The sequence below is a fragment of the Brevundimonas sp. AAP58 genome (assembly GCF_001295975.1).
In the GTDB taxonomy this organism is placed as follows: domain Bacteria; phylum Pseudomonadota; class Alphaproteobacteria; order Caulobacterales; family Caulobacteraceae; genus Brevundimonas.
In genome coordinates this window covers 1-13,013 of record NZ_LJHU01000075.1, presented here as the reverse complement: position 1 = coordinate 13,013, position 13,013 = coordinate 1, and the positions used below count along the sequence as shown (strand labels likewise).

The window sequence follows — 13,013 nt, the reverse complement described above, 5'->3', positions numbered from 1 at the left end:
TATGATCAAATGTAGGTTTCGACGCCAGTTATCATTTCAAAAAATAGACCATCCGGAACATGCTGATGATCAATAGCACCAGTCTTCGCAGCTCTCCACCGGGCGCATATAGGTGATCGACACTTGGTCGAGATACTGATTGGTTAAAACCAGACGCATGCCCTGGTCACGAGACAAAGCGAAGCCCTGGAGCTCAAATGCCTTGCGACGTACGGTTCGTCTTGTGCCATCCGGTTGGGGTAGCCATGCATAGACAAACGCGCCTTCCTGTCTGAACCGTTCGATGTCCAGAAAGCGGCGGACTTCACTATCGACGTCGCGCCGGGATGCGGGATCGGCTGCGACCCAGCAAACATGGAAGTATGTTGTGACGCCGCCGTACCGAATGCGGTTCTTGGCGGTAAGAATGCGCACCTCAGATCCGTCAATGATTCTGCTGACACCTCGAAGTTGCCTTGCGCCGGGCAGGCGCAAATTCTCGAAAAGGTCTGGCGTGAGTGGCTGATATCCGTTGTGTATCGCTAAATCGAGAGTCCACGAATGGTCGCCGTCGGGCGAAATGCAATATCGGTCTGCTATTTCGACGAGCTCTCTAGCCGTAAATCGACCAACTGTGTCTTGTATCGGCAAAAGCAGGCCAAAGACTGCAAGAAGAGCATCTAGGCGTAGCTGCATTATTGTCTAACCCAACTGCGATACATGTGTGGACGACGGCGCGGGTTGATGTGCCCGAAAAGATGTGTTTGGCTGCATCTGCAGCTGCGCCAAACCCTATTTTCATTCAGATCAGAGATCGGCTTGGCAGAAAGTACCGTCAGAGTCCAAGCAGTTGGCCGTGCACTGTGACAGCAGATACTCGTCGCCACTGTAGGACTCGAGGCATCCCAAGAAGCACGCACGACAGGTCGGCGAACCCGCAAACGCCTGAAGCGGGGTAAGCGCGAAAATGGTCAGGGACGCGACGGATGCGGCGATAAGCTTGGTCTTCGGCATATCCTATCCTCCTGGCGGAAAAGCCCGCACGCAACCCTCGCTCGAAACGGGGGGGGGGCTGTCAATGGAGCTGTGCGTCGGGCGTTCACCCTGCGCGACCGGCGACAGGACGGTATCGCAGATGAGAATTTGCTGTCGGATCAGGTTGGTCCCGTACTGCGAAATGACCGTCGGCTGACAATCTGGAGTTAATGCGTCCACGAGCAGGTCGCGCAGATGTGATCGGCCGATGTCCGCCTCAGTGCGCGAACGCGTCCGCGTGGCGCTGGATCAGGGGGATGACGATGTCCTCCTCGTCCTCCAGGTGGCGGCAGGCGGCGGGCGTGACGCGATCCAGCACCTCGGCCAGTCGCGCGGCCCGGTCCGCGGCGTCCAGGGCTCCGCCCGCCAGCGCCTGGTGAAACGCCAGTCCCGCCTTGAACAGCGTCTCGAGATGGCCGTGGATGGCCTCGTGGTCGGCGTCCAGCAGGTCAATCCCCGTCGTGATCCGGGGCTCCACACGGCGCATGACCGGAAAATAGTGGCCGGTCTCGACCCGGTGATGCCCGTCCAGATGCTGAAGATAGGCCTGAAGCGTCGGGATCAGTCCACGATGCAGGGCGACCAGGTCGCCCCCGGTTCGCCACACCGTGACGTGGCGCTCCATCTCCGCCTGCTTGTGGCGAAAGCCCGCGTGCATCTGCAGCCAGAACCGCGCGACCTCGCCCAGTTCCGCGTCGTGCCAGCGCAGGCGCGGATAGGTCTCCAGCAGCCAGCGATGGGCCTCGGGCAGGCCAGTACGAACCTCGAGCGCGTCAGACAATGAGGACGGCCGTGGTCGAGGCGATGAAGCCGCCGCCCAGCAGTCGGTCGGGGTCGGCGGGATCGTAGAGGGCGCAGGCCTGGCCGGGGGCGACGCCTTCCTCGCCCGCGTCGAAAACCACCGAGACCGCGCCGTCGGCGAGCGCCAGCAGGGCGGGGGAGGGGGGGCGGGTCGAGCGGACCCGGGCCAGCACCCGCGCGCCGGCATCAGCGGCTGCCTCGATGGTCCCCTGGTCACCCAGCCAGTTGGTCTCGTCCAGTGTCAGCGACGCGGTCAGCAGCGCCTCGCGTGGACCCACGACCACGCGCCGCGTCTCAGGCTCCAGCTTCACCACGAACAGCGGCTCGCCGACGGCCACGTTCAGCCCGCGCCTCTGACCGATCGTGTAGTCGGTGATGCCGCCGTGGCTGCCCAGCACCCGGCCGTCCATGTGCACGATCTCGCCGGCCTCACGCCCCTGCGGACGCAGCCGGTCGATCAGGGTGCGATAGTCGCCCGACGGCACGAAGCAGATGTCCTGGCTGTCCGGCTTGGCGGCGATCCTCAGGCCCAGCTCCGCCGCCACGCCCCGCACGGCCGGCTTCTCCAGCCCGGCCAGGGGAAACCGCAGATAGTCCAGCTGGTCGCGCGTCGTGGCGAACAGGAAGTAGGACTGGTCGCGTGACGGGTCGATGGCCTTCCTCATCTGCGTGCGACCATCAGCGCCGACGGCACGGCCGACGTAGTGGCCCGTCGCCATGGCGTCGGCCCCCAGGTCGCGCGCCACGTCCAGCAGGTCGCGGAACTTGACCGTCTGGTTGCAGCGGATGCACGGCACGGGCGTGCGGCCTGCCAGATAGTCGTCGGCGAACTGGTCGATGACCGAGTCCCGGAAGCGGCTCTCGTAATCCAGGACGTAGTGGGGGATGCCGATGGTCTCGGCGGCCAGACGCGCGTCGTGGATGTCCTGCCCCGCGCAGCAGGCCCCCTTCTTCTTCAGCGCCGCGCCGTGGTCATAGAGCTGCAGCGTCACGCCGACGACGTCATAGCCCGCCTTGTGCAGCAGGGCCGCCACGACGGTGGAGTCCACCCCGCCGGACATGGCCGCCACGATGCGGCTGCCCAGCGGCAGGCCGACGGCCGCGCGCGCGGCCTCGACCGCCTCATCCATGTCGGGGGCGGCGATGTCGGGCAGGGGGCACGCGGGCGCGGCCAGTTCGTCCAGAACGACGGTCATGGCGCGCATATAGAGGCACCTTCGACCGAATTCGAGGCGCGTGGCCTCAGGCGGCGGCGCGATCCTCGGCAGCAGGCGGTGGCGAGCGGGGCGTCAGCTCGGCTAGACGAGCCTGGGCGGACGCCAGGGCGCGCTCGGCGGCGGACAGGCGGGCGACCAGTGTATCGCGGCTCTCGACCAGACGGGCGGTGTCTGGGCGGACCTTCTTCGGCTTGCGGCCGGACAGGCCAAGCGCGTCGCGCCAGTCCGCGCTCCAGGCCTCGAGGCCCTCGCGGGCCGAGGCGACGGCGGCGGGGACGGCGTGATCGGCGTTCTGGAGCGCGCGAATGCGGGGCAGTGCGGCGACAGTCCGGGATCGCAGGGCCGCAAGCGCTTCCAGCCGCGCTTCCAGAGGGTGGGGCAGGGTGGTGATCGCGGCAGGCGGCTCCTCGACCGATCCGGCCTCGGTCTGTGTCTCGTCCACCGACGGTGCCGGCGAGGGCTCTGGAGCGGTTTCGATGTCCGGGAGAGCCGGCGCGCTGTCATCCTCGGCCGCACTGGCGAGGACCTCGGCGCTCGCTTCGGCGTCGGCTTGGGCCTCGACAGGACCGGGATCCTCCTCGCCCGGCGCCGTTTCCGCGGCGGCCTCTGGCGCATCCTCGAAGGCGGCGGCGGCTTCCGGCGGGACGGGGTTGGGAGCCGGGGCGGCGCGGTCGGCGAGCCAGGCGCGGCCCGCACCGATGTGGTCATCGAGGTCCGTGACGCCCGTGCGAAGTTGGCTCCATAGCGCCTCCAGATCGTCGCCTCGTCGCGCGATCGCACCGCTGCGATCGGCCAGATCCGCCGCGCCCGAGGCTGACGCATCAGCCGCCGAAAGGTAGGCGGAGCGGAAGGCCTTCAGCCGCTTGCCCCGGCTGTCGAACAGACCGCCCAGGCCTCGCCGGGGCTCCAGCCGGGCGGGGTCGAGGCCGGAGACGCGGTCGCGCAGATGCGCCAGCAGGGTGGCGGCTTCGGCATGGGGCCCGGATGCGCCAATGGCGTTGAGGCGCTCAAGAGCCGCTTCGACGGAGGCGCGGACGGGCTCGGCGAAGGTCGCGCCGGCCTCGGCGTCGTCGGTCATGGCGGCGCGGATCGCGGCGATGCGATCCGAGGCGGTCGGCGGCGAGCCGTCGGTCATGTCACCCTCCATCGTCCGGCCCTCTGACGGGGCCGCTGTCGGAGTTAACTATGCCGCAGCCTTGAGGCTTTGGGAAACCGTGAAGGTGGCCTCGGTCTTAGCCGCGACCTCGTCCAGCGTCACGCCCTCGGCCAGTTCGATCAGATCCAGCCCTGCATCGCCTGGCTTGACGTCGAAGACGCACAGGTCGGTGATGATGCGGCTGACCACGCCGGTGCCGGTCAGCGGCAGGGTGCAGGCCTTCAGCACCTTGGACTGGCCGTGCTTGTTGGCGTGTTCCATGACGACGACTACGCGCTTGACGCCGGCGACCAGGTCCATGGCCCCGCCCATGCCCTTCACCAGCTTGCCCGGGATCATCCAGTTGGCAATGTCGCCGTTCTCGGCCACTTCCATCGCGCCCAGGATCGACAGGTTGATGTGGCCGCCCCGGATCATGGCGAAGCTGTCCGCAGAGCTGAAATAGCTGCTCTCCGGGATCTCGGTGATCGTCTGCTTTCCGGCGTTGATCAGGTCCGGATCGACCTCGTCGTCATGGGGGAAGGGCCCCATGCCGAGCATGCCGTTCTCGGACTGCAGCGTGACCTCCATCCCGGCGGGGATGTAGTTGGCCACCAGCGTCGGGATGCCGATGCCGAGATTCACATAGAAGCCGTCCTGCAGTTCCTTGGCGGCGCGTTCGGCGAGCTGTTCGCGGGTGCGGGGCATCAGTTGGACTCCTCGGCGGTGCCAGCGGCTGATTCAGCGGCGCGTCCGGCGTCTGCGGCGTTTGCAGCCGCCGCCGCGTCGGCATCAGCTGAATCGCTGTTGCGGATTTCGCGGAGTGCGTCGCCCACGGTGTCGTCTAGCGAGCAGGTGTTAAGGGTGATCAGGACCAGAAAGAAGATGATCCAACCGAGCTTGGAGTTGATCTTCTTCAGCAGGTCGTCGCGGTCGATGGGGGCGGACATCACGCGGCCTCCCTCTGGCGGACGGTGCGCTGTTCGATGCGCTTCTCGAATGTGCCCTGGATCAGGCGATCGACATAAACGCCCGGCGTATGGATGTGGTCGGGATTGAGCGAACCCACAGGCACGATCTCCTCGACCTCGACGACGGTCACCTTGCCAGCCGTGGCCATCATCGGGTTGAAGTTCCGAGCCGTCTTGCGGAAGACGAGGTTGCCGCGCTCGTCGGCCTTCCAGGCCTTGACGATCGACAGGTCGGCGACGAGGCCAGTCTCCATGACGTACTGTCGGCCGTCAAACTCGCGCACCTCCTTGCCCTCGGCGACCAGGGTGCCGACGCCGGTGGCGGTGAAGAAGGCGGGGATGCCGGCCCCACCCGCGCGGATGCGTTCGGCGAGCGTGCCCTGAGGGTTGAACTCCAGCTGGAGCTCACCGGCCAGGTATTGCCGTTCGAACTCCTTGTTCTCGCCGACGTAGGACGAGATCATCTTGGCGATCTGGCGCGTCTCCAGAAGCTGGCCCAGGCCGAAGCCGTCGACGCCCGCGTTGTTGGAGATGACGGTCAGGCCTTTGACCCCGCTGTCGCGCAGGGCGGCGATCAGGTTCTCGGGGATGCCGCACAAGCCAAAGCCGCCGGACATGACGGTCATGCCATCGAACGTCAGCCCCTCCAGCGCGGACCTGGCGTCAGCGTAGATCTTGCGCATCGCTCTCCCCGTTTTTCACGGCACGATGAATATGTGCCGCTCCCCCGTGGATAGGGCCATCGCCGGATCGCCGCAACCACCGTGCATTTCAGACTCGAGAAACGGAGTCTGAAACGTCTGAAACGTCTGAAATCCGGTTCGCTCTCTCCCCGTCCCGCCATCTGGGGAGCCGATCCCGGGCCGACAAGACGCTAGTGCCCGATCGTGATCGGGGGCGTAGGCGGAGAGCCACGATGCCGATAACGCGCGCCCTTCAGCATCATCTTCAGCGCCTCCCAGTGGATGCCGGCGGTGACCTTCCACGTCAGGAGCGGGTGGGTGATGAAGGCGCGCAAGAGCTGACCGTCGGTCAGGGACCGGCGGTGACCGGCGAAGGAGGCGGTCAGGATCGGCGTGTCGCCCCGGCGCACGGCGACGACCACGGACACCGCCTCGCCGGGCGGCCGGACGGTGAAGTCATAGGTCAGGGCCTGGTCCATGTAGGGCGAGACGAAGAAGCGCTTCTCGGTGGTCTGGCGGATCGGGCCCGGAGGCGGTGATTCAGGAACCGCGACCAGGTAGCTGTGACGCTCGTGGAAGGTATTGGTGACCTCATAAACCAGGGCGGCGAGCGTCCCATCCGAGCGATGGCAGAAGTAAACGCTGATCGGATTGAAGCCGTAGCCGAGGATGCGCGGCATGGTGAGCAGGCGGATCGGGCCGCCCCTCAGGTCGATTCCGGCGGCCGACAGATGGGTCTCGATCTGGGCGCGGAGCGGAGTTGTGGAGCGATCGCCGTGGTCGCGAGCGCGAAAACGCATCAAGCCGGAACGGAGCAGGCGAGGGCGGCTCGCCTCGTCCGCGTCGATGTCCAACAGGACCATGTAGAGGCGATAGCGCAGGCGGTGCTCGAAGTTGGCCGTCCGGTGATGGACCACCTCGCCGACGTAGAGGGCGTCCAAATCCTCCCCCGGAGCGTAGCGAACGGGGGAGGGGGACCGCGAAGCGGTGGAGGGGGCGGCTCCAGACAAGGTGTGCGCGTCTGCCCCCTCCACCACCCTCCGGGCGGTCGCCCTCGCCCGTCGAGCGGGAGAGGACTGCTGGAGTGTCGACGTCACGCCGCCTCGGCCACGGGCGTCGGCGCGCCGCCCAGCACGATCCGCCCGCTCTCGTTCGCCACGGTCCATGGCCGACGCACGCCGCCCAGTTGCTCGGCCGCGGCCAGACCGGCCTGCAAGCCATCCTCGTGGAAGCCCGAGCCAAACCAGGCACCGGCGAACCACACGCCGCCCTGACCCTGGAGCGACCAAAGCTCGCTTTGCGCGGCCACGGCCGCCTGATCGAAGACCGGGTGCTCATAGTCCCATTCGCCGATGACCAGGGCCGGGTCCGGCTCCTTGGCCGGGTTCAGGCTGACGAACAGCGGCGGGCCGGGCAGGGACTGGAGCTCGTTCATCCAGTAGGTCACACCGCCCTCGCCCGAGCGGTCTGAATAGCCCTTGTGCGTCCACGCGGCCCAGGCCTTGCGGCGCTTGGGCATGGCCGAGACGTCTCGGTGCAGGATGGCGCGGTTGGGTCGATAGGCGATGGCTCCCAGCAGGCGTCGCTCGTCGGCCGTCGGCTGATCCAGCAGACGCAGCGCCTGATCCGAGTGCGTGGCCAGCAGGACAGCGTCGAACCGCTCGGTCCGGCCGTCGTCGAACCGTAGCGTCGCGCCGGCACCGTCGCGCGCCACGCCGACGACGCCGGCATTCAAGACCGTGCGGCCCTCGAAGGCGGTGTGCAGGCGGCTGACATACTCTCGGCTCCCGCCGTCGACCGTGCGCCAGGTCGGCTTGAGGTCATAGGTCAGAAGGTTGTGGTTCATGTAGAACCGCACGAACGACGCCGCCGGATAGGCCGACATCTGGCCCATGGAGCACGACCAGATCGCCGCCGCCTGGGGCAGCAGATGCGCCTCCTTGAAAAGGTCGCCGTAGCCGTTGCGGTTCAGATAGGCGTCCAGCGTCTCGCCCGACCGTTCCATCTCGGCCAGATCTTTCGGGGCCTGCTTCTGGAAGCGCAGCAGGTCCGAGATCATGCGCCAGAACTTGGGGCTGACCCAGTTCCGCTTCTGGGCGAACAGGGCCGGGATGCCGTGGCTGGAGTATTCGAACGCCCCGTCATCTATCGACACGGCGAAGGACATGTGGGCCGGCTTGGTCGGCACCGACAGGTGCTCGAACATCGCCACCAGGTTCGGATAGTTGTCGGCGTTGTAGACGATGAAGCCGGTGTCGACGGCGACCGGGGCCGAGGGGCTGGGGGCCTCCACTGTGTTGGAATGGCCGCCGATCCGGTCTTTGGCCTCGAACAGGGTCACGTCGTGACGCTGTCCCAGCAGCCAGGCTGCCGAAAGACCCGATATGCCCGAGCCGACCACGGCGATCCTCTGGCGCTTGCCGGGCGTCGGGTTCGAGGTGGCGAGGTGCGGGCTCATGCGGTCTCCAGGGCGTCGAGGGCTGACCGGTGAACTACGGGCCGTCTCTGGCAATGGATGAGCCTCATCCGGCCAGGAGGGTCGTGCGTAACTGCCGGGTCGCCCCCGAGCGCGGCCGTTGCGTGCGTCAACGGTTAGGCTTCGCACAGGCGCGCTGCAATGTCAGGATCGTCGCATGAATCTCGCCAACGTCGCCATTCGCCAGCTCCAGGACGCCCCTTTCCCGGATTTCGTCACTCGCCCCGCCATCCGGAGCTTGGTGACCGAGGCCAGAAAGAAGCTGGACCGCGAGGGCCCGCACGACGCCGGCGCCTTCGCCCGCGAGATGGCCGCGCGGGCCATCGCCGAGCACACCGAGGCGGCGAATGACCAGCATTACGAGCTGCCGCCGGAGTTCTTCCGCCTGTGCCTCGGCAAGCGGCTGAAATACTCCTGCTGTCTTTACCCGACCGGCGCCGAGACGCTGGACGAGGCGGAAGAGGCGGCGCTGGCCGAGACTTGCGCCCACGCCGAGCTGAAGGACGGCCAGACAGTGCTGGAGATGGGCTGCGGCTGGGGCTCGCTATCGCTGTGGATGGCCGAGCACTATCCAAACAGCCGGATCACGGCAGTGTCCAACAGTCACGGCCAGCGCGGCCACATCGAGGCCGAGGCCAGGGCGCGCGGCCTGACCAACCTGACGGTCATCACCCAGGACATGAACGTGTTCGAGCCGCCGTCGCCCGGCGCCTACGACCGCATCGTCTCGGTGGAGATGTTCGAGCACATGGCGAACTGGCGCGCGCTCCTGACCCGGGCGCGAGGCTGGCTGAAGTCGGACGGACGGATGTTCATCCATGTGTTCACGCATCGGAACGCGCCCTACCGGTTCGATCATACCGACAGCGGGGACTTCATCGCCCAGCACTTCTTCACCGGCGGCGTCATGCCCAGCCACGACCTGATCCGTCAGTTCCCCGATCTGTTTCAGGTCGAGCAGGAATGGACGTGGAACGGTGTCAACTATGCGCGGACAGCCGAGGACTGGCTGGCGAACATGGATCTGAACAAGGATAGGGTCTTCGAGTTGATGAGCGAGACCTATGGCCCGGCGAACGCGAAGCTGTGGACCCGACGCTGGCGTCGCTTCTACCTGGCGACAGCGGGTCTGTTCGGAAACGATGGTGGCCGCACCTGGGCTGTCAGCCACTATCGCCTCAAGCCTGCCTGAAGGACCCAAACATGCTGAAATGGATCGCCGCTTATGTGGGCACGGCCGTGGCCTTCGCCGCCATCGACTTCGTCTGGCTGACGAACATGACGGATCGGCTGTACAAGCCCGTGATAGGCCCGATCCTGGCGGCCAAGCCCGACATGGTCGCAGCGGTGGCCTTCTATGTGATCTACATCGGCGGGATCGTGTTCCTGGCCATCGCGCCCGCACTGAAGGAGGGGGCCTGGACGCGGGCGGCGCTGAACGGCGCTGTTCTGGGGTTCGTCGCCTATGCGACCTACGACCTGACCAACCAGGCGACGCTGGCGACGTGGTCGGTGCGGCTGACGATCATCGATATCGCCTGGGGCACGACTCTGACGCTGCTCGCGGCGACGGCCGGCTATTTCGCGGCGGCGTTCGCTTCGGGTCGTCCGGCCTGACGATTTCCGACCGCCGATTGTCATTGGCCAGCCAATGCTATCTCATCTCCCCAGAACGATTTCCTGGGGGAGTTTTCATGTTGAGAACGACGTCGGCGGCCCTTTCGGCCCTGATCATCACTGCGGCACCAGCCTTGGCCACGGCGCAGAACAAAACACTGCAACAGGTGGACCCTTCCGCACGCGCGACCTACGGCGAGTATCGCCTTTACGCTGGCTTCCCGGACGATCCGTACATCATCTACGTGACAGCAGGCGGAGATGTGAACGCCGCCGACGTCGGCAATGGATGCGTCGGCATGGTCGCATTTGCGCCAAGCGCTCAGTTGACCTACCGGGCGGGCAGCTACCCTCTGATAATCCGCACGGACGCGGATGAGGATACTACGCTGCTGATCAACGGGCCGGACGGCAACTGGTACTGCGACGACGACTCGGGGGGCAATCAGAATGCCGAGCTGCGCTGGGGCAGCCCGCCGTCGGGCGTTTACGACATCTGGGTGGGTACGTTTGGCGGCGGCACGGCACCAGCCGAACTTCACATCAGCGAGTTGGACGAAGGACCAGGACCAGACAACGGATATCCCGACACCTCGCTGCCGGCGACCTATGGATCGATCACGCTGAGAGGCGGCTTCACGCCCGATCCCCATCGCGTCAGACTGATCGCGGGCGGTAACCTGGACGCCACGCAGCTTGGGTCCGGCTGCGTCGGCCGGATCGCCGGGGCACCCGACTATGAGCTGACCTATCGCCCGACCAGCTACGACCTGACCTTCGGGGTCAACAGCCAGGCGGACACCACCCTGGTCATCAACGGCCCGGACGGCCGTTGGTACTGTGACGACGACGGCGCGGACGCGGCGTTGAACCCGTTGATCCGCTTTGACAATCCTCAGAGCGGAACCTACGACATCTGGGTCGGAACCTTCGGTGAGGACACCGCCGAGGCGGAACTCTACATCAGCGAGCTTGGCGAGGATTAACCTTTTTGCTCGTGCGTGGCGCGTGCGCCATGGCGGGAGGCCTTGCGACCCGGCTATGCTGGCCGGGTCGTTTGCGTTGGGGGCCTCGCGTGCGCGCAGGAGTGAATGCTGTCACCGCCGCCCTGGTGGTCGGCGTCGGGATCGGCCTGGCCCTGACGCCTGACGGGCGCTCCTGGTTGGCGCGACCAACACTGATGTTCGGAGCCGCTGCCAACGCCTCGGCCCCTTCGCGGGTCGCCGCCGAAGCGCCGGCGCTTGCCAGCACCGCGACAGCCCCGATGATCCGGGCCACCAGCCCGCTGCGGGACAAGGCCGCTCAGGGGCGTCTACGGATCGGGGTCTTCGGCGACTCCATGGCCGACGGCGTCTGGACGGCGCTGTATCGCGACCTGCGCGACCAGCCCGGTGTGACGGTCACGAAGTTCAGCGAGGTATCGACGGGCCTGTCCCGTTACGACTACGTCGACATCCACGCCAAGACTGCGCGCCAGATCGCCGATGACCCTGTCGACGCCGCCGTCATCCTGTTCGGCACCAATGACGCCCAGGCGATCGAGATCAATGGCGTCATCCACGACTTCGGCAGCGACGGCTGGAAGGCCGCCTATGCCCGGCGCGTCGACGACCTGGTGGCGCTGCTCCGGGGGCAAGGGATCGCCGTCTACTGGATCGGCCTGCCGGAAATGAAGCGGGCCGGGTTCGACGCCAGGATGAACCTGATCAACGCGGTCGTCTCCGCCCGCATGGCGGCACTGGGCGTCCCCTTCATCGAGACCGAGACCCTGACCCGCGACGAGGCTGGCGAGTATAACGCCTATCTGGCCGAGACCGGTACGGGGCGCCGTCGCCTGATGCGCGCCAACGACGGAATCCACATGACCATGGCCGGCTATATGCGTATCGCGGAGCCCGTGGCGGAGCGTATCCGCCACGACGCGGGGCTGGCACCGCCGTCGGAGCCGACCGGGGGATGATTCGGCCGCTGGTGCTGATGACCGTTCTGGCAGGGGGCGGAGCGGTCTCGGCCCAGGAACGCCCCTGGACCCCCTTGCCCGATCCGGTCAGCGCCACCTGCCCGGGCGGCTTGTGCCAGGCGCAGGCCCTGTCGAGTTTCTTTGAGGCTCTTCGCGGTTCTCGCGTCGTCCACATTCTTCAGTTGGGAGACAGCCACACGGCGGGCGGAGACATCACCGCCGCGCTCTTGTCGCGATTGCAGTCGCGCTTTCCGGGACGGGACATCCAGCTGGACGCCTTCGGGACCGTCGGAGAGACGCTGCGCGGGCTGGAGATCCGACGCCCGCTGTTCGATGGCGCGGTGCCGCAACTGGTGATCCTTGCCTACGGAACCAATGACGGCTTCGACGATCTGCTGGACCCGGCCGCTTTCGAGCGTCTGCTAAGGGAGCAGATCGGGCGAGTGCGTCGGGAGGCACCCGAGGCCTCGATCCTTTTGCTCGGAGCTCCCGAGGCGATGCGCGGCGAGGGTGGCGGCACCTGCCCGGACGATCCCCACAGCCGCTGGCGCGAGCCCGCAACGCTTGCCGTGGTGCGAGATGTGCAGCACCGGGTCGCCGCTGAGATGGGCGTCGCGTTCTGGGACTGGAAGGGCCGCATGGGAGGAAACTGTTCGGCGCACACGCTCACGCTCGGACCTGAGCCCCTGATGCGTCGGGACCACGTCCATTTCACCAGCGCGGGCGGGGACTGGATCGGGTCCCTGCTTTTCGATGACCTGATGGCGGCCCATGACCGGCGGGGAGGCCGCTAGGTGCTGTTCCCGACGCTCGCCTTCGGCGTCTTCTTCCTGTTCGTCTACTTCACGGCCTGGTCGCTGGACCGGGAGAACGGACGCAGGAAACTGTTCCTGTTGCTGGCCAGCTGGGTCTTCTACGCCCAATGGGACTGGCGCTTCGTCGCGCTCTTGATCGCCTCCGCCGTGCTGAATTGGGGCATCGCGGTCCTCATCGCGCGCTCGGATGAAGCGGGCCGACGAAAGTTGCTCGTGGGTCTCGGCGTCGCCGCCAATCTGCTGATCCTCGGCTTCTTCAAATACTATGGCTTCTTCGTCGAACAGGCGGGTGAACTGCTGGCCCGCTTCGGCTGGGAACGCGAC

The 13,013-nt window shown here is 66.5% G+C and carries 14 protein-coding genes and 1 pseudogene; 6 read left to right on the top strand and 9 right to left on the bottom strand.

Features of this window, described 5'->3' with window-relative positions; genetic code table 11:
- Nucleotides 1-69: 69 nt before the first annotated feature.
- The 9 genes from IP78_RS15295 to IP78_RS10395 all read right to left on the bottom strand — a co-directional run bounded on the left by IP78_RS15295 (nt 70) and on the right by IP78_RS10395 (nt 8,279).
- On the bottom strand, nt 70-414 hold the full coding sequence (locus IP78_RS15295) for a hypothetical protein (RefSeq protein ID WP_156320369.1): 345 nt from the start codon (nt 412-414) through the stop codon (nt 70-72).
- Nucleotides 415-1,231: 817 nt separating this feature from the next.
- Complete coding sequence (locus IP78_RS10430; RefSeq protein WP_054111619.1) at nt 1,232-1,795, bottom strand: hemerythrin domain-containing protein; 564 nt, start codon at nt 1,793-1,795, stop codon at nt 1,232-1,234.
- Complete coding sequence (gene mnmA / locus IP78_RS10425) at nt 1,788-2,945, bottom strand: tRNA 2-thiouridine(34) synthase MnmA (RefSeq protein WP_197272437.1); 1,158 nt, start codon at nt 2,943-2,945, stop codon at nt 1,788-1,790. Before mnmA ends, IP78_RS10430 begins: the two co-directional genes overlap by 8 nt.
- A gap of 112 nt (nt 2,946-3,057) precedes the next feature.
- Nucleotides 3,058-4,167, bottom strand: a complete 1,110-nt coding sequence (locus tag IP78_RS10420) for a hypothetical protein (protein ID WP_156320368.1) — start codon at nt 4,165-4,167, stop codon at nt 3,058-3,060.
- Nucleotides 4,168-4,215: 48 nt separating this feature from the next.
- Nucleotides 4,216-4,875, bottom strand: coding sequence for a 3-oxoacid CoA-transferase subunit B (locus tag IP78_RS10415; protein WP_054111616.1), 660 nt, complete (start codon nt 4,873-4,875; stop codon nt 4,216-4,218).
- The gene (locus tag IP78_RS10410) at nt 4,875-5,117 is read right to left on the bottom strand and encodes a hypothetical protein (protein WP_054111615.1); all 243 of its coding nucleotides are present in this window, start codon (nt 5,115-5,117) and stop codon (nt 4,875-4,877) included. The genes IP78_RS10415 and IP78_RS10410 overlap by 1 nt, the downstream gene beginning before the upstream one ends.
- On the bottom strand, nt 5,117-5,821 hold the full coding sequence (locus IP78_RS10405; protein ID WP_054111614.1) for a CoA transferase subunit A: 705 nt from the start codon (nt 5,819-5,821) through the stop codon (nt 5,117-5,119). The genes IP78_RS10410 and IP78_RS10405 overlap by 1 nt, the downstream gene beginning before the upstream one ends.
- Before the next feature lie 191 nt (nt 5,822-6,012).
- The gene (locus tag IP78_RS10400) at nt 6,013-6,762 is read right to left on the bottom strand and encodes a DUF1365 domain-containing protein (RefSeq protein ID WP_054111613.1); all 750 of its coding nucleotides are present in this window, start codon (nt 6,760-6,762) and stop codon (nt 6,013-6,015) included.
- 152 nt (nt 6,763-6,914) lie between these two features.
- Nucleotides 6,915-8,279, bottom strand: coding sequence for an NAD(P)/FAD-dependent oxidoreductase (locus IP78_RS10395; RefSeq protein WP_054111612.1), 1,365 nt, complete (start codon nt 8,277-8,279; stop codon nt 6,915-6,917).
- Nucleotides 8,280-8,454: 175 nt separating this feature from the next.
- Between IP78_RS10395 and IP78_RS10390 the strand changes: the two genes are divergently transcribed.
- The 6 genes and pseudogenes from IP78_RS10390 to IP78_RS10365 all read left to right on the top strand — a co-directional run.
- The gene (locus IP78_RS10390; RefSeq protein ID WP_054111611.1) at nt 8,455-9,489 is read left to right on the top strand and encodes a cyclopropane-fatty-acyl-phospholipid synthase family protein; all 1,035 of its coding nucleotides are present in this window, start codon (nt 8,455-8,457) and stop codon (nt 9,487-9,489) included.
- Between the two features lie 11 nt (nt 9,490-9,500).
- A complete protein-coding gene (locus IP78_RS10385) occupies nt 9,501-9,914 on the top strand; it encodes a DUF2177 family protein (RefSeq protein WP_054111610.1) in 414 nt (137 codons plus the stop codon).
- Between the two features lie 134 nt (nt 9,915-10,048).
- A complete protein-coding gene (locus IP78_RS15515; RefSeq protein WP_231680984.1) occupies nt 10,049-10,900 on the top strand; it encodes a peptidase in 852 nt (283 codons plus the stop codon).
- A gap of 89 nt (nt 10,901-10,989) precedes the next feature.
- Nucleotides 10,990-11,874 (top strand): DUF459 domain-containing protein, encoded by an 885-nt coding sequence (locus tag IP78_RS10375; protein WP_054111674.1) that lies wholly within the window; start codon nt 10,990-10,992, stop codon nt 11,872-11,874.
- A complete protein-coding gene (locus IP78_RS10370; RefSeq protein ID WP_054111608.1) occupies nt 11,871-12,668 on the top strand; it encodes a GDSL-type esterase/lipase family protein in 798 nt (265 codons plus the stop codon). Before IP78_RS10375 ends, IP78_RS10370 begins: the two co-directional genes overlap by 4 nt.
- Nucleotides 12,669-13,013, top strand: a pseudogene (locus IP78_RS10365) (MBOAT family protein); the annotation flags it as partial.